Annotated in this window: 15 protein-coding genes; 7 read left to right on the top strand and 8 right to left on the bottom strand. The window is 70.6% G+C overall.

Translation table 11 applies throughout. The annotated features are described in order from the left end of the window. Positions 1-27: 27 nt before the first annotated feature. Both ABT061_RS36375 and ABT061_RS36370 read right to left on the bottom strand, forming a co-directional pair. Positions 28-1,287, bottom strand: a complete 1,260-nt coding sequence (locus tag ABT061_RS36375) for a serine/threonine-protein kinase (protein WP_350926669.1) — start codon at positions 1,285-1,287, stop codon at positions 28-30. A gap of 282 nt (positions 1,288-1,569) precedes the next feature. Continuing rightward, entirely contained in the window at positions 1,570-3,222 is a 1,653-nt protein-coding gene (locus ABT061_RS36370; protein WP_350926667.1) for a fumarate hydratase, read from the bottom strand. Positions 3,223-3,473: 251 nt separating this feature from the next. On the opposite strand from ABT061_RS36370, the gene ABT061_RS36365 reads away from it, so the two are divergent. Next, complete coding sequence (locus ABT061_RS36365) at positions 3,474-3,821, top strand: hypothetical protein (protein WP_350926665.1); 348 nt, start codon at positions 3,474-3,476, stop codon at positions 3,819-3,821. On the opposite strand, the gene ABT061_RS36360 is transcribed toward ABT061_RS36365, so the two are convergent. Beyond that, on the bottom strand, positions 3,748-4,677 hold the full coding sequence (locus ABT061_RS36360; RefSeq protein ID WP_350926663.1) for a DMT family transporter: 930 nt from the start codon (positions 4,675-4,677) through the stop codon (positions 3,748-3,750). The genes ABT061_RS36365 and ABT061_RS36360 overlap by 74 nt on opposite strands. Before the next feature lie 67 nt (positions 4,678-4,744). On the opposite strand from ABT061_RS36360, the gene pdxR (ABT061_RS36355) reads away from it, so the two are divergent. Then, positions 4,745-6,286 (top strand): MocR-like pyridoxine biosynthesis transcription factor PdxR, encoded by a 1,542-nt coding sequence (gene pdxR, locus ABT061_RS36355; protein WP_350926661.1) that lies wholly within the window; start codon positions 4,745-4,747, stop codon positions 6,284-6,286. Here the strand turns inward: pdxR (ABT061_RS36355) and ABT061_RS36350 are convergent. Next, on the bottom strand, positions 6,239-7,375 hold the full coding sequence (locus tag ABT061_RS36350) for an MFS transporter (RefSeq protein ID WP_350926659.1): 1,137 nt from the start codon (positions 7,373-7,375) through the stop codon (positions 6,239-6,241). The genes pdxR (ABT061_RS36355) and ABT061_RS36350 overlap by 48 nt on opposite strands. 374 nt (positions 7,376-7,749) lie before the next feature. Between ABT061_RS36350 and ABT061_RS36345 the strand changes: the two genes are divergently transcribed. Together ABT061_RS36345 and ABT061_RS36340 are read left to right on the top strand one after the other, a co-directional pair. Then, positions 7,750-8,346: a hypothetical protein gene (locus tag ABT061_RS36345; RefSeq protein WP_350926656.1), complete on the top strand. Its 597-nt coding sequence runs from the start codon at positions 7,750-7,752 to the stop codon at positions 8,344-8,346. Between the two features lie 97 nt (positions 8,347-8,443). After that, positions 8,444-9,049 carry a DUF1707 SHOCT-like domain-containing protein gene (locus tag ABT061_RS36340; protein ID WP_350926654.1) on the top strand — a complete coding sequence of 202 codons (606 nt, stop codon included), beginning with the start codon at positions 8,444-8,446 and terminating at the stop codon, positions 9,047-9,049. A gap of 68 nt (positions 9,050-9,117) precedes the next feature. On the opposite strand, the gene glpX is transcribed toward ABT061_RS36340, so the two are convergent. Next, on the bottom strand, positions 9,118-10,152 hold the full coding sequence (gene glpX / locus ABT061_RS36335; protein ID WP_343977640.1) for a class II fructose-bisphosphatase: 1,035 nt from the start codon (positions 10,150-10,152) through the stop codon (positions 9,118-9,120). A 94-nt stretch (positions 10,153-10,246) separates the two neighbouring features. On the opposite strand from glpX, the gene ABT061_RS36330 reads away from it, so the two are divergent. Both ABT061_RS36330 and ABT061_RS36325 read left to right on the top strand, forming a co-directional pair. Continuing rightward, the gene (locus tag ABT061_RS36330; protein WP_350926652.1) at positions 10,247-10,852 is read left to right on the top strand and encodes a TetR/AcrR family transcriptional regulator; all 606 of its coding nucleotides are present in this window, start codon (positions 10,247-10,249) and stop codon (positions 10,850-10,852) included. Between the two features lie 38 nt (positions 10,853-10,890). Then, positions 10,891-11,424 carry a DUF4245 domain-containing protein gene (locus tag ABT061_RS36325; protein ID WP_350926650.1) on the top strand — a complete coding sequence of 178 codons (534 nt, stop codon included), beginning with the start codon at positions 10,891-10,893 and terminating at the stop codon, positions 11,422-11,424. Between the two features lie 78 nt (positions 11,425-11,502). On the opposite strand, the gene ABT061_RS36320 is transcribed toward ABT061_RS36325, so the two are convergent. From ABT061_RS36320 to ABT061_RS36310, 3 genes are all read right to left on the bottom strand, one after another. Continuing rightward, entirely contained in the window at positions 11,503-11,832 is a 330-nt protein-coding gene (locus ABT061_RS36320) for a hypothetical protein (RefSeq protein WP_350926648.1), read from the bottom strand. A gap of 525 nt (positions 11,833-12,357) precedes the next feature. Then, on the bottom strand, positions 12,358-13,116 hold the full coding sequence (locus ABT061_RS36315; RefSeq protein WP_350926646.1) for an SGNH/GDSL hydrolase family protein: 759 nt from the start codon (positions 13,114-13,116) through the stop codon (positions 12,358-12,360). Continuing rightward, positions 13,113-13,685 (bottom strand): TIGR03086 family metal-binding protein, encoded by a 573-nt coding sequence (locus ABT061_RS36310; protein ID WP_350926644.1) that lies wholly within the window; start codon positions 13,683-13,685, stop codon positions 13,113-13,115. Before ABT061_RS36310 ends, ABT061_RS36315 begins: the two co-directional genes overlap by 4 nt. 82 nt (positions 13,686-13,767) lie before the next feature. Here ABT061_RS36310 and pdxR (ABT061_RS36305) point away from each other — a divergent pair, with 82 nt between their 5' ends. After that, positions 13,768-15,186: a MocR-like pyridoxine biosynthesis transcription factor PdxR gene (gene pdxR, locus ABT061_RS36305; RefSeq protein ID WP_350926642.1), complete on the top strand. Its 1,419-nt coding sequence runs from the start codon at positions 13,768-13,770 to the stop codon at positions 15,184-15,186. The last annotated feature ends 220 nt before the right edge of the window (positions 15,187-15,406 follow it).

Genomic DNA, 15,406 nt, shown 5'->3' with positions numbered 1-15,406 from the left:
GATAGCCATTCCACCTTGAGAAGCGCTTTACCCGCGCTTACGGAGTTCCCTCGGCCAGAGAAGACGCGGGAGCATCAACCTTATAAGGGGTGTCATAAAACGGACAAATGGGCGATAGCTTGGCGAAACCTCCGCCGGTTTTCTGTGCACGCCCTCGCCGGGGCGCCGGTGCGCGCGAGGCTGGGGCACCGGTGCCGACATCGGTCCGGACGGCGGTCCGGACGGCGGCGGGGCCGACATGGGGGACGAGGGGCGCGGCGCCGACGTCGGCGTCGGCACCGAGCCGAACCGGTGCAGCCCGCGGTGCTGGGAGCGACGGCTGAACGGCGGAATCGGGGTCCCGCCGGACCCGCCCACGGGCGGCCTGCCGTCGGGGCGCCTGGCGGGCCTGACGTCGGGCCGGACATCGGGCCGTGCGGGTCTGACGTCGGGCCGGGCCGGAGGCATGGTGAAGGAATCCTCGACCAGCCCGCCGGCCGCCACCCGGGCGAGCATCAGCGAGGCCCGTCCGGTGTCGAGCCGGGAGTTCGGGTCGATCGTGAGGAGGCCCCGCAGCACCGGCGTCAGCGGGCCTGCCCGCTCCATGGGGATCGGCTCGCCACTGGTCAGCGCGGCGAGCGCGGCCGCGGCCGTACGGCGGCCGTGCAGGCCGCGGCCCTCGACGGCGGTGTAGAGGGTCGCGCCGAGTGACCACAGGTCGCCGGACGGGCTGGCCTTGGCGCCCAGCACGCGCTCGGGGGCGATGTATCCGGCCGAGCCCAGCACGATGCCCGCCTGGGTGATCGACACGTCGCCTTCCAGCGCGGCCAGGCCGAAGTCGGTGAGCACCGCCCGGTCGTCGGTCACCAGGACGTTGCTGGGCTTCACGTCGCGGTGGAGGATCCCCTTGGCGTGCACGGCGCGCAGCGCCCCCAGGACCTGGCGGCCGATCTCCGCCACCTGGCGTGGCGGCAGCGGGCCGTGGTCCTGCAGGAGCTGCTCCAGCGATCTGGCGCGGAGCAACTCCATCACGATCCAGGGGCGCTCGTCCTCGGTGACGACGTCGAAGACCGTGATGACCGAGGGGTGGGCGACCATCGCGGTCGCCCGTCCCTCACGTTCGGTCCTGGCGCACAGCTCGGCGCGGAGATCCTCGTCGAGGATCAGGGGGAGGCGGACCTCCTTGACGGCCACCTCGCGGTTGAGCAACTCGTCATGTGCGCGCCAGACAGTGCCCATGCCACCGCGCCCAACCGGCTCTGACAGCCGGTAGCGCGCTGCAAGAAGGTATCCGGGCGGCGCACGCATGTGGTGCAGCTTACCGATTTGCGTAATGAGACCAGTAGAGACCGGGCCGAATCTTCTTGCCAACTTCGGTCAGATTTTCGCGCTCGTAACTGTTGAGAAACGCTGCGTGATATCTGGCAAATTCCCAAGGGGCCACAACTTCTCCCGGTAATCGGGACGTATGTAGCGATACTGCAGGTAATAACCATATTTCCGGCATCGAAGGCCGTCGATGGGCGTCCGAGGTCGAGTTCGTCGACCTCGGGCGCCGGTACGACGGGGTCCGAGGAAGGCCGGGGGCGGTCAGCGACGGCCGATGCTCAGGACGGGTCCGGTCGTGTCCGTGAAGAAGTCCTCGCCCTTGTCGTCGACCACGATGAAGGCGGGGAAGTCCTCGACCTCGATCTTCCAGACGGCCTCCATGCCCAGCTCGGGATATTCCAGGACCTCCACCTTCTTGATGCAGTCCTGGGCGAGGCGGGCGGCGGGGCCGCCGATGGAGCCGAGGTAGAAGCCGCCGTGGGTTTTGCAGGCGTCGGTGACCTGCTTGGAGCGGTTGCCCTTGGCAAGCATGATCTTGGAGCCGCCGGCGGCCTGGAAGCGTTCGACGTAGGAGTCCATCCGGCCCGCGGTGGTCGGGCCGAAGGAGCCGGAGGCGTAGCCCTCGGGGGTCTTGGCGGGGCCGGCGTAGTAGACCGCGTGGTCCTTGAGGTACTGCGGCATCTCGCCGCCCGCGTCCAGGAGCTCGCCGATCTTGGCGTGCGCGATGTCGCGGGCCACCACGAGCGGTCCGGTCAGCGACAGACGGGTCTTGACCGGGTACCTGGTCAGCTCGGCGAGGATCTCCTGCATCGGGCGGTTGAGGTCGATCTTCACCACGTCGTCCGACAGATGCTCGTCCGTGGTCTCGGGCAGGAACCTGGCCGGGTCGGTCTCCAGCCGCTCCAGGAAGACCCCCTCGGGGGTGATCTTCGCCAGGGCCTGGCGGTCGGCGCTGCAGGAGACCGCGATGGCGACGGGGCAGGAGGCGCCGTGCCGGGGGAGGCGGATGACGCGGACGTCGTGGCAGAAGTACTTGCCGCCGAACTGCGCGCCGATGCCGAGCTTCTGGGTGAGCTCGAAGACCTTGGCCTCCAGGTCGGTGTCCCGGAAGCCGTGACCTGCGGGGGAGCCTTCGGTGGGGATGGAGTCCAGGTAGCGGGCGCTGGCGTACTTGGCGGTCTTCAGGGCGAACTCGGCGGACGTGCCGCCGACGACGATCGCCAGGTGGTACGGCGGGCAGGCGGCGGTGCCGAGGGAGCGGATCTTCTCCTCCAGGAACTGGAGCATCCGCTTCTCGTTGAGCACGGCCTTCGTCTCCTGGTACAGGAACGACTTGTTGGCGCTGCCGCCGCCCTTGGCCATGAACAGCAGCTTGTACTCGTCGGGGTGGCCGAGCGGGTCCTCGGCGTAGAGCTCGATCTGCGCGGGGAGGTTGGAGCCGGTGTTCTTCTCCTCCCACATGGTGATGGGGGCCATCTGGGAGTAGCGCAGGTTCAGCCGGGTGTAGGCGTCGTAGACGCCGCGGGAGATGTGCTCGGCGTCGGCGCCGTCGGTGAGCACGTGGCGGCCGCGCTTGCCCATCACGATCGCGGTGCCGGTGTCCTGGCACATCGGAAGCACGCCGCCCGCCGAGATCGAGGCGTTCTTCAGCAGGTCGAGGGCGACGAAGCGGTCGTTCCCGCTCGACTCGGGGTCCTCGATGATCTTGCGGAGCTGGGCCAGGTGGGACGACCGCAGATAGTGGGAGATGTCGTGGACGGCGGTCTCGGTGAGCAGTCGCAGTGCCTCGGGCTCGACCTCCAGGAACCTGCGCCCCGCGGCCTCGACGACCCGCACCCCCTCGGTGGTGATCAGGCGGTACTCCGTCTCGTCCGGTCCCATGGGAAGCAGGTCGGTGTAGTCGAACTCGGGCATCGTCGTAGGTCCTCCGTGCGGGCGCCGTTTTCCTAGAGGGTACGGCCCTCGCGATCGTGCCCGACCTTCGCGGTCGGGTGGGAGGCGACTCTCCCCTTCTCCATCCGAGCGCCAGGGGACAGACCGTATGAAAACTACAAATTTGGGACAAGCATTAATGGCATATGCGTCTTTTGTCCACATATGTCCGAAGAAACGAGAGAAGCTGGAAAGGGGCCGGGCCGAGCGTCCGGTGGAGGTTGGGAGGCATCATGAACATCGGAAACACCATCATGACCGGTGACATCATCCTGCTGATCCTCGTGGCCGTCTTCGTGGTGGCCGGTCTCGCCATATCGCTGATAGCCATCACGCTGACGAGCATCAAGGAGGGCAACGGGCGGACTCCCCAGTGGCCGGTGAGCTGGCCGGACTCTCAGCGGACCGTGCCCAGGCAGCGGATCAGCGCCGAGTCCGGACAGGCGATCCTGCCCCCGCACCAGGGGGCGGTGCCCCTGCAACGGGCCGACAAGCTCACCGAACGGGTCAGCCTGCCCCCGCAGGACGACGCGTCCTCGCAGGCGGTGAACCTGCCCCGGCAGCGGGTGCACCGGCTCTGAGGCCGATGACGATGCCGGTGACCACGAGCGTCGCGCCGAGCAGGTCGGGCACCGAGGGAGTACCGAGGCCGAGGATCGCGCCGGTGACGATGGCGCCGACCGGGATCAGCCCGGCGAACAGCCCCGCGGTCCCCGGGCCGAGCCGGGGCAGGGCGTCGTACCAGAGGAAGAACGCCACGGCGGTCACGATCAGCGACTGGTAGCCGAGGCCCGCGATCTCGGGTGCGGTCGGCACCCGGATCACCGCGGTGCCGTCCGCGAGCAGGCCCGCGATGACCAGCAGCGGCACGGCCAGCGCCGCCGAATAGGCCGAGACGCGCACGGCGCCCAGCTTCGGCAGCAGCGGGATGGCCAGCATGGAGAAGCAGATCTCGCAGCCCAGCGCGCCCAGTGACCAGAGCAGTCCGGCCAGGTCACCGCTGCCCAGCCCGGTGGCCACCGTCGCTCCGGTGACGACGACCGCCGCCGCCAGCAGGAGCCGGGGTGAGGGGCGCCCGCCGAGCAGGGCCAGTGCCAGCGGCACGGTGCCGAGGACGGTGCCGACCAGGGCCGGGCCGCCGTGCCGGGTGGCCTCGATCACGCACACATTGAAGATCACCAGCCCTGTCAGGGAGAGTGCCGCCAGCAGTGCCGTCTCACGAGGTGTGAGCCGCACGAACCGCAGCCCCGCCATCCGGGTGACCGCGAGAAGGATCGCGGCCGCCAGCAGGTAGCGCATGGCCTGGCCGCCGTAGACCGGATAGTCCCCGATCACCCCGGAGACCCCCGCCAGGGTTCCCACCAGGAACATCGCTCCCGCGGCCTCGCTCAGGCCGCGTAACTCCGGCCGGGAGGCGGTGCTGACATCCACGTTCATGTGCGGAATGCTAGGAAGTCAATGGCTCCCCTGTCGGGTCCAATGAAGCATCGAAACAGAGGACCAATTGGCCGATCTGCATCTCGTCGTCGACCGTGCGGCGGGCGGCGTCGCCGCCCAGATCGCCCGCGAGCTCCGCGAGGCGGTGCGGCGTGGACGCCTGGCGGCCGGGGTCCGGCTGCCCGCCAGCCGTGAGCTGGCCAGGGACCTCGGGCTCTCCCGGGGGGTGGTGGTCGAGGCGTACGAGCAACTCGTCGCCGAGGGCTTCCTGATCTCCAGGACCGGGGTGGGCACCACGGTGGCCCCGGCCGCCGGCCGCCCAGCGGCCCTTCCCGGTGGTCTTCCCGGTGGCCTTTCCCAGCCGCCGGACAGCGCGCCCTCGCCCGCCGATCCCGGGCCGACGAGCCCTGCGGAGGGCCGCGAGCCGTATCACGGGCGCCGCTCCACCGCGCCCGACCTGGGGGCGTTCCCCAGGGAGCGGTGGCTGGCCTCGATGAGGCGTACGCTCGCCACGCTGCCCGTCGAGGCCCTGGACTACGGCGACCCCGGCGGTGTCCCCGCGCTCCGCGAGGAACTGGCCGCCTACCTCGGGAGGGTCCGGGCGGCCGATGTGGTCCCGGACAACCTGGTGATCATGGGTGGGGTGGCTCAGGGGCTGAGCCTCACGGTCCAGGCGCTCGCGGGGAGGCTTCCCCGGGTCCGGGCGCGGTACGACCTCGACTGGTTCGTCCAGCGGGTCGAGCACCCGGTGCCCTCCCCGGGCCGGATCCTGCTGGCGGTCGAGGATCCGGCCGGGGTGCGCCAGCTCCCGCTGCTCCGCGCGGCGGGAGCCGAACTGGTCGCCGTCCCCGTGGACGACGAGGGCATCGATGTCGGGGCACTGGCCGAGACCGGGGCGCGGGCGGTGCTGCTCACTCCCGCGCACCAGTACCCGACGGGGGTCGTGCTCTCGCCCCGCCGCCGCGCCGAGCTGATCGAGTGGGCCGTCGCGACCGGCGCGATGATCCTGGAGGACGACTACGACGCGGAGTTCCGCTTCGACCGCGACCCGGTGGGCTGCCTGCAGGGGCTGGCCGCCGACCGGGTGGTCCTGGTCGGGAGCGTCAGCAAGTCGCTGGCCCCCGGGCTCCGCCTGGGCTGGGCGGTCGCTCCGCCCCGGATCGCCGAGTCGCTGCGGCTGGCCCGTGGTGAGCTGGACATGGGGTCGCCCGTCCTGGAGCAGTACGTCCTGGCCGACTTCGTGGCCACCGGCGACTACGACCGGCACCTGAGGAGGATGCGCCGGCAGTACCGCGCCCGCCGCGACGCCCTGGTGCTGGCCCTCGGCGAGCACCTTCCCGAGATCACCGTGCGAGGCGTCTCCGCCGGGCTCAACCTGCTCGCCGAGCTGCCGTACGGCTGGGACGAGGCATCGGTGGTGGACGGGGCCGAGGAGTGCGGGCTGGCGGTCGAGCCGGTGGGGCCGATGCGGTACGCCCCCGGGCCGCCCGCGCTGTTGATGGGCTTCGCCCGCCTGCCCGGACACCGCGCGGACCAGGCGGTCCGCGCCCTCGCCAGTGCCCTAGGGGCGCGCGGCGAGCTCCGGTTCCGGCTGGAAACCCCTGGCTAGGAACACGATCAGGGCCACCAGGACCACGGCGGGTACGAACGCCACGCGGACGTTCACCTCGTCGTTGAGGGTGCCGACCACGGCGGCGCCGACCAGGAAGCCGACGTAGTTGAACATGTTGACCCGCGCGATCGCGGTCTCCGCCCCGGCGCCGAGGCGCCCGGCGGCCGAGAACGACTGCGGGGCGATGACGGACAGGCCGATGCCGATCAGGCCGAACGACACGACGGCCACCACGACGCCGGGTGCGACGACGACGCCCAGCGTGCCCACGGCCGCGATCACCGCGCCCGCGCGGACGACCGGCGCGGGTCCGTACCTGCGTACCGCGAGGTCACCGGGGACCCGCGCCAGGAGCATGGTCGCCTGGTAGACGAGGTAGGCGAACGGAACCAGCCAGCCGCTCGCCGCCAGCGCCTTCTCCATGTAGATCGTGCCGTAGTTGGAGACCGCCGCGTCACCGACGTACAGGAACGCCATCGCCAGGCAGAGCGGGATGATCGGCCGCCACGGCACCCTGGCCGCCACCTGCGCGGCCTGCTCACCGGCCTTTTCGGCGTCCCGCCCGTAGAGGCGGGGGAGCATGACCACGGAGATCACCGCGCCGATCAGCACCGGGACGGAGAAGGACCAGCCCAGCTCGACGCCGAGCGCGCTGAAGGCGGAGTTGAATCCGGCGCCCAGCATCGAGCCGACACTCCACACGGCGTGGAAGCCGGTCAGCACGCTCATGCCGTACCGGCGCTCCACCGCGACCGCCTGCATGTTCATCGCCGCGTCCACCGCGCCGACGAACAGGCCGAACGCGGCGCTGAGCGCGTACAGCCCGGCGAGCTGCCCGTTCCAGCCGGACAGCGCCACGATGACGCAGACGGCGACCTGGGAGACGCGCAGGATCGGGGCACTGCCGTACCGGCTCGCCAGTGGGCCCGCGATCGCGCTGCCGGCACCGGCGATCACCGGCACGAGCAGCAGGACCAGGGTGAGGTCGCCGTCGCTGAGTCCGAACTTGTGCTGGAGGTCGATCACATGGGTGAGCAGGGTGGCGAAGCAGAGACCTTGGACGAAGAACGCCGCCCAGGTAGCCACGCGCGCCTGTCTGTCACGCGGGAGGGGCACGACGGCCTCCAGAGAACATGAGGGGGGTTCAAGTTCCCGTCAGGCTAAGTGCGCCACCCCCGGCGGTCAATGGCATGGCGGCCATGGGCGTCCACGACCTTCAGGTCGCCGAGGTTGGCGCTACTCGGCAGGTCAGGGCAGATCGGGGTCGCAGAGGCGGGTTTGTCGCGCCGGGCGGTATCGTGGTCGAGTTTCCGGGCATCCTCGCCGTTGACCTCCACGCCCGGTCCGTAGGTGGCCGCCGCCAGATCAAGTCGTACACAAGTTGCTTCCAAGCTGATCACTAGTGCCGTCTGCGAGTGTCTCGTCCGGTGGTGAACGCCACATCACGGGGAAGGGGCAAGATGAACGGCAACAAGAGATCACTGGTCATCGGCGCACTGCTGGGAATGGTCGTCGGAGGGTCGGGGATCGCGGTCGCGGGAGCGGTGGCCGACAGCGAGACGATCACGGCGTGTGTGAGCGCGAACGGGACGCTGCGAATTCCGGCGGGCTCCTCTCCGACCGGCTCTCCTGACCAGGCCATGGTTGCCCCCCTGCCCACCGGTACGGCGGCGCCCCGCGAGTGCCTGGACAGTGAGCGGAAGATCTCCTGGAACCAGACGGGTCCGGTCGGGCCTAAGGGTGAGGCGGGTCCGGTCGGCCCGAAGGGTGAGGCGGGCTTCTCCGGTAGGGAGAACATCAAGAATACAGTCGTGTTCCCCGCCCACTCGCAGAGAGCGGTCAGTGTCACCTGCCCGAAGGGCAAACTGCCCGTCAACGCGAGCTACTCCTATGGGCGTGCCGACCACTGGTGGCTCGTTGACCAGATGGAAGTGGGCCACTGGGGACCGATCGATTCCTCCGGCGATGAGCTTGACACCTGGCTCTACCGGGGCACCAACCCCAACGATTTTCCCGTCAACGTTCAGCTGAACGTCATGTGCGCGGTCCTGTCCTGATCCACGGGCCGGGTCATGGTGGCGAGGTGAACCGGCCCGATCGCCGGGGGGCGCTCGGTCTCGCTCCGGGCGGCTCCTCGGGGGTTAGTGTCGGGGGGTGGAAAGTTCCAGGCCGCCCGCCAACCGCCGTCACGACCGTGAGCCCGGTCCCGCCGACCTGCGGGCGGGGGACGCCGACCGCGAGAGGGTGGCCGCCGTGCTGGGCGACGCGCTCGCCGACGGGCGCCTGAACCAGGACGAGTACGAGGAGCGCGCCGAGGCGGTCTACCGCGCCCGCACCCTGGGAGAGCTCTCCGCGCTCACCACGGACCTGCTGCCGCCCGAGGCGCAGCCGCTCCGCACCGACGTCCGTCCGGTGACGGCGTTCTTCGGCTCCGAGGAGCGTTCGGGCCGCTGGGTCGTGCCGACCCACTTCTCCGCCACCGCGATCTGCGCCAACGTCAAGCTCGACCTGTGCGAGGCGCTGCTCCAGTCCAGCCGGGTGACCCTGCAGGTCACCGTGATGGGCGGCACCCTCACCCTGATCGTCCCCGAGGGCGTGCGGATCGAGATGCCCGCCTCGTCCTTCATGGGGGGCAAGAAGAACCAGGTCCCCCCGGGCGCGCCCGACGGCCCGGTCATCGAGATCACCGGCGTCGTCACGCTCGGGAACATCGTGGCCAAGTCCCCTAAACGTCCTCGCCGACCCTGGTTCCGCCGCTGAGGTCACCTCCGGCTCCGGTTCCGATGCCGTTCCGGGATGCCGGACGACACCGGTTCCAGTGCCGGTCCTCAGCTGGCGCTGTCGAAGTTGATCGCGCTGTACGCCCGCAGCTTCCAGAGCTGGTGCTCGCTCTCGATCTTCCGGATCGTCCCGGAACGGCCGCGCATGACCAGGGAGTTGGTGATGGCCCGCCCCGCGCGGTAGCGGACGCCCTGCATCAGCTCGCCGTCGGTGATCCCGGTGGCCGCGAAGAACACGTCGTCGGACCTGACCAGGTCGTCGGTGCTCAGCGTGGCGTCGAGGTCGAGGCCCGCGTCCAGCGCCCGGCGGCGCTCGGCGTCGTCCTGCGGCCAGAGCCTGCCCTGGATGACGCCGCCCAGGCACTTGAGCGCGCACGCGGCGATGATGCCCTCCGGTGTGCCGCCGATGCCGAGCATCAGGTCGACACCGGTGCCCACCCGGGCCGCCATGATCGCGCCGGCCACGTCGCCGTCGGTGATGAGCCTGATCCGGGCGCCGGTCTCCCGGATCTCCCGGATGATCTTTTCGTGGCGGGGCCGGTCGAGGATGACCACGGTCACGTCCGAGGGCTCGCCGCCCTTGGCGCGGGCCACCGCGGCGATGTTGTCGGCCACCGGCGCGTTGATGTCCACGGACGAGGCGGCCTCGGGACCGGTGACCAGCTTGTCCATGTAGAAGACGGCGGACGGGTCGTACATCGAGCCGCGCTCGCTGACCGCGATCACCGAGATCCCGTTGGGCATGCCGAGCGCGGTGAGCCGGGTGCCGTCGATCGGGTCGACGGCCACGTCGCACGCCGCGCCGCTGCCGTCACCCACCTGCTCGCCGTTGTAGAGCATCGGCGCGTTGTCCTTCTCACCCTCGCCGATCACCACCACGCCGCGCATCGACACCGTGTTGATCAACTGGCGCATCGCGTTCACCGCGGCGCCGTCGGCGCCGTTCTTGTCACCCCGCCCGACCCAGCGGGCCGCGGCCATCGCGGCCGCCTCCGTGACCCGGACCAACTCCAGGGCGAGGTTGCGATCAGGGGCGTGCTCGCCCGTGGCGAGGGCGGCAGGAACGGACGTCTGATCGGACATCTGATCGGGCATGGTGGGAAACCCCTCTCGTGGTTAATGCAACGATCGTAGTTGGCGCCCCTCTGACCGGTCGGCGGAGGATAATGTGCCCACCATGAGCAGCGACGCAGAGCGGCTGGTGAGAGGCGTGGGCGCGCGGACCTCCGAGCGGGGTGCCGCCACGCGCGCCGCGTTGCTGTCCGCCGCCCGGGAGATTTTCGTCACAAGCGGATTCGCCGAGGCCGGGGTCACCGACGTGGTCGCCCGCGCGGGAGCGAGTGTCGGAAGTCTTTACCATCATTTTTCCGGCAAAGCCGACCTCTACCTCACGCTCTTCGACGAGTTCCAGGCCCGGCAGACCCAGCGGACCAAGCAGGCGGTCGGTGCGGCCAGGGCGGCGGGCGAGAGCGATCCGATGCGGCTGTTCATCGCCGGGGCCCGCGCCTACCTGGAGGGTTGCCTGGCCGAGCGGGAGATCTCCGCGCTGTTCCTGCGTGGTGACGGGCCGCCGGGGTTCGAGGTCATCGTGCGCGACCGGCTCCGGCAGTGGGCCAAGCGCAACGCCGCCCTGTTCGAGGGGGACGAGGGAGCGCTGGTCGTGGTCCTCACCGGGGCGCTCGCCGCCGCGGTCTCCGAGGTCGCCCTGTCCGACGACGAGGACGCCTCACGGGCGCTCGTCGAGGACGTGCTGGCCATCATCGCCCAGATCCGCCGCCCCTGAGGGCGGACCACCGCCCTGAACAGATAGTGTCGACAGTCGTGCGAAGGTTCACTCAGGGCTTCTACGGCTATGTGGTCGCGATGGCGGTCTGCCTGGCCGCCGTCGGTCTGTTCCTGCTGGTCACACCGCAGAGCAGGACCGAGCACATCCCCAGGGTCGACTACTCGATCGCGCTGGCCGACCTGCGCCGTACGGCGCCCTTCCAGATGTGGGCCCCCGAGCCCGTCGCCGCCGGATGGGTCCCGAACAGCTCCCGGAGCACCCGGGAGAACGGCGCCACCACCTGGAAGCTCGGCTTCGCCACCGCCAAGCGCTTCCACGCGATGCTCGCCCAGAGCGACGAGAAGCCCGCGGCCGAGTTCGCCAACAGGTTCTCCAACACCTCCACGGTCACCGGGACCGTCCAGATCGACGGCGTGACCTGGGAGCAGCGGGTCCGCGAGGACAAGAACCAGCGCTCCCTCGTACGGTTCCTGCCCGACGTCACGATCGTCGTCACCGGCACCGCCCCCTGGGACGAGCTGTCCGCTCTGGCGGGCTCCCTCAAGCAGCAGCCGAGGAACGACTCCTAGCCGAGTGGTTCCGAAGTGATCAGCGGGCGGCCCGGGCGCCGGGGATCGCCGCCGTGACCGGCCACATGCCGTCCGCGTTCATACCGTGCTCGACGACTCGGCTGCGCGGCGCCTTGTCGAGTTCTTGATTTTTCCCTCCTCGGTCGAGACGGACCTGCTCGGAATGACGCCGAGGCTTGGTGCCTCGACGTTCTCGATCGTCTCAGCGCGCCCGGCCGCTCCAGGAGAGGTCGGCCGCTCGGTCGTCAGCCGAGCGAGAGCGAGCAGCAGGAGTTCGCTGCTGGACCAGTCGGCGCGGTCGCCGCGGCCCAGTTCCACGACGTGCCGCATGACCTCGTCGGGGGCAAAGCCCAGCGCGGCGGCGATGTGTTTGGCAGCTTGCAGAAGTTCATGGTCTCGGGCCGCCATGAGGTGGTCCTGCCCTTCGGTGCGGCGGTGGCGGGTGACGCCTTCGGTGTAGATCTGGCCGGCTTCGAGCCGGGCGGTTCAACATCAAGGGTGTCCGATGCCAGGTCGGCGACGACTGCGATGTGGTCTGAGGGCCATGCTCCGCCGACGGGAGCATCGCCGGCGCATTGCACGGAGCAGACACGGCCACGTCCATCAAACGCCCGTGCCCCCTTCCCGTCCAGACTCTCCCGATGGGAGGCGACACGGACGACAAGCCCGGCGAACGCTCTGCCGGCAATCCACAACTCTCGTGAACGACCGGTTTCGTGAGGTTCGCCACCGCGGCGCCGGCCGCTTCCACCGAGCAGGCCGGCGCGGACGGCTACGGCCCATCGCGGGCCCAGGCCGCGCCCGCGATGCCTGCGTGAACCCGATGGCCAGAGGTCGAGACCGTCCTGCTCGCCGGGGAGCCCTTCGCCGAGGCGGCCGGCCGGGCCGAGGCCCGCTGGGGTCCGCCGGCCCCAGACCGGTTACAAGGTCGCCCTACTCACCGGCACGATCCCGCACGTGTTCGAATCCGCCCGTCAGGACGGGGCGTTTGGGAAGGATCCCGTCGCCTGAGGAGCGGCCCGTCAGGCGGCGGCGCAGCCAGGGGGTGAGGTGTGTCGCCGCCCAGCGGAGATCGGCGAGCAACGCCGTTCCGCTCCGGGGCAGGTCGGCAGGGGGAGGGGCGGCGGCGCGGCCGAGCGTGGCCAGGACATGGTCGGCGACCCGGCGGTGGCCCAGCGGGTTGAGGTGCAGGCGATCCTCGCTCCACAGCTCGTGACCGTCGAACGCCCGGTCGCCGAACAGGTCGACCAGGTAGGTCCCGCTCCGCTCGGCCACCTCCGTGACCAGGTCGTTCATCGCGATGATGCGGGGCCGCAGCACCCGGGGCAGCGGGAGTCGCACGCTCATGTCGGGAAACCGGAAGAGCACCACGTCCGCGCCCGACGCGCGCAGCCGGCCGACCACCCGGTCGAAACGGTCGTGCATCGCGGCCGCGTCGAAGCCGCGCCGCAGCGCGTCGTTGCCGCCCGCGGCGACGCTGATGAGCGATGGGCTCATCGCGACCGCCGCCTCTACCTGCTCTGCGGCGACATCGTCGAACCTGCGCCCCCGAACGGCCAGGTTCGCGTAGCCGAAACCCGGCGAGCTGAGATCCGCTGCCACGAGATCCGCCCATCCGCGGAACGTGCCGTCGGGAAGCGGGTCGCCGACCCCTTCGGTGAAACTGTCGCCGAGCGCGACGAAGCTCGTCACGGGGTCCACTGCGGGTCACGTCCAAGGTGGGCGGCCAGCCGCTGATAGACCGATGCGCTGTCAGGGACCTCGACCAGGTGGCCGAACGCCTGCCCCGGTCCACGGCTCAGCGGCATTCGGAGCACCATCTCCAGCGCGGCCTCCGCCAGATCCGGGTCCAGGTCGCCGGGCCGGCCGAGAGCGCGGGCCGCGTCCCAGCCGTGCACGACGCCATCGATGAAGTGCATGGAGACGGCGAACGCGCCGGAGAAGACACCGAACTCGCGCACCTCCACCTGCCGTTCGAGCATGCCCTCAGCGGCGAACGCCTCTGTCACCAGGTCGACGGACCGCTGGAAATCCTCGTGGGGATCCGCACCGAGCACGCCGCTGTCCCACACCGAACGGTCGGGGGGAGTGCCGCTCGCGGCGGCGGCGAAGCCGAGATTTTCGCAGACCTGGTGGCGGATCAGCCCGTGCAGGGTCCAGTCGGCGCACGGTGTGGGCCGCCTGAGATCCTCGGGAGTGACAGCGGCGACGACCTTCCCCAACGCGTCGCTCGCCCGCCGGTCGAGTTCGAGAATGTCCATGCGGCTCACCCTAGGAGCGGGAGCGGCCCTACCTCAGTGCCAAAAATGGCCAAACTGATTGGGCCACTCTAGACTTGCCCTCGTGCACGTGAGCTTGGAAGGGCGCACCGACCTGGCCGGTCAGATCTACCAGCAGATCCGCACCGCCGTGCTCGACGGGCGGCTACGGCACGGTGAGCCGTTGCCCGCCACCCGCGAACTGGCCCGGGAGCTCGTGGTCTCGCGGAACACCGTGAGCGCCGCCTACGACCGGTTGGCCGCCGAGGGCTTCGTCGAAGGCCGGATCGGCGCCGGCACTTTCGTCCGCGCCGACGCCCTGCCGCCTCTGAGTCCCCGGATGGGCCACGGCCGGCTTCGGCCGCGCGCCGTCTGGCAGGGGATCTCCACGCCGCGCGGCCTGGATTGGCGGCCCCGCTACGACTTCCGGCCCGGCCTGCCCGACGTTCGGATGTTCCCCTACGAGGCGTGGCGCCGGCTGGTCTCCCGGGAGCTGCGGAGCTCGGCCGTGGGCAGTGGCATGTACGGCGACCCGCTCGGCCACGCCGGGCTGCGCGCGGCCATCGCCAGGCACGTGGGCGTCTCCCGCGCCGTGCTCGCCGATCCCGGCGCCATCGTCGTCACCTCGGGCGCGCAGCAGGCGCTCGACCTGATCGGCCGGGTGCTGCTCGAACCCGGTGACCGGGTGGTTGTCGAGGATCCCGGCTACCCGCCGCCGAGGCGGCTGTTCGAGTCGATGGGCCTGCGGGTCACGCCGGTCCCCGTCGATGGCGAGGGCCTGGTGGTGGACGCGCTGCCCGCCGACGCCCGCGCGGTCTACGTCACGCCCTCCCACCAGTTCCCGTTGGGTATGCCGATGTCGCTGGCTCGCCGGATGGCGCTGCTCGCCTGGGCCGAGGAGCGCGGGGCCGCCGTGATCGAGGACGACTACGACAGCGAGTTCAAGTACGGCGGGCGGCCCATCGAGCCGCTGCAGAATCTGGACAGGTCCGGCCGGGTGCTCTACGTCGGCTCGTTCTCCAAGGTCATGCTGCCGACGCTGCGGCTCGGCTTCCTCGTCGCGCCGCCCGCGCTGCTGCCGGCCCTCAGCGCGGCCAAGTACGTCACCGACTGGCACACCTCGCTCCCCGGCCAGGCGGCACTGGCCGGCTTCATCGACGAGGGACTGCTGGCCCGGCACGTCCGCAGGATGCGAACCGAGTACGAGGCCCGTCATCGGCGTGTCGTCCAGCGCCTGGCCGGTCCGCTCGACCTGGTGACCTCCGCCGCCGGGCTGCACACCAGCGGCTTCCTGCCAACCCACCACCACGGCATCGCCCGCCGCGCCCGCGACGCCGGGATCGGCCTGATGCCCCTGTCCGACTTCGCGGTACGCCCGACCCGCCCGGGCCTGGTCATCGGCTACGGTGCCATCCCGCTGGACCAGATCGACGACGGGCTCACCCGGCTTCTCTCGATCATGGACACCGAGGAGGCACGAGTTCGCGCCGGTGCCCGCAGGTAGGCATCCGGTCGGCGTCGAACGGCCGCGCCGGGGTCATCGGCCGGCTGGGCGCCGTTGCGGAAGATCGCGGGGACCTGGATGCCGTCGGAACCACTCGGCCGGCGTCAGCCGGTCGCCGAGGGCGGGCCTAGGCCCTGTCCTGCGGATCTTGCCGTGGCGAGGATCGGTCAGGTGGTGTCTCGCAAGGCGGAGGAGGGAGCCGCAGCGTGCTGCGGTGACC

It is taken from the genome of Streptosporangium sp. NPDC002544 (genome assembly GCF_040295965.1).
In the GTDB taxonomy this organism is placed as follows: Bacteria; Actinomycetota; Actinomycetes; order Streptosporangiales; family Streptosporangiaceae; genus Streptosporangium.
The sequence above is the reverse complement of the archived record's forward strand: the minus strand, read 5'-3'. Positions and strand labels throughout refer to the sequence as shown.

What these genes read in the sequence shown, in the direction of transcription:
- ABT061_RS36360 (WP_350926663.1), bottom strand. Translation starts at nt 4,677, where the DNA reads ATGAACGTGGATGTCAGCACCGCCTCCCGGCCGGAGTTACGCGGCCTG.
- ABT061_RS36375 (WP_350926669.1), bottom strand. Translation starts at nt 1,287, where the DNA reads ATGCGTGCGCCGCCCGGATACCTTCTTGCAGCGCGCTACCGGCTGTCA.
- ABT061_RS36330 (WP_350926652.1), top strand. Translation starts at nt 10,247, where the DNA reads ATGAGCAGCGACGCAGAGCGGCTGGTGAGAGGCGTGGGCGCGCGGACC.
- ABT061_RS36365 (WP_350926665.1), top strand. Translation starts at nt 3,474, where the DNA reads ATGAACATCGGAAACACCATCATGACCGGTGACATCATCCTGCTGATC.
- ABT061_RS36320 (WP_350926648.1), bottom strand. Translation starts at nt 11,832, where the DNA reads ATGGCGGCCCGAGACCATGAACTTCTGCAAGCTGCCAAACACATCGCC.
- ABT061_RS36345 (WP_350926656.1), top strand. Translation starts at nt 7,750, where the DNA reads ATGAACGGCAACAAGAGATCACTGGTCATCGGCGCACTGCTGGGAATG.
- glpX (WP_343977640.1), bottom strand. Translation starts at nt 10,152, where the DNA reads ATGTCCGATCAGACGTCCGTTCCTGCCGCCCTCGCCACGGGCGAGCAC.
- ABT061_RS36310 (WP_350926644.1), bottom strand. Translation starts at nt 13,685, where the DNA reads ATGGACATTCTCGAACTCGACCGGCGGGCGAGCGACGCGTTGGGGAAG.
- ABT061_RS36370 (WP_350926667.1), bottom strand. Translation starts at nt 3,222, where the DNA reads ATGCCCGAGTTCGACTACACCGACCTGCTTCCCATGGGACCGGACGAG.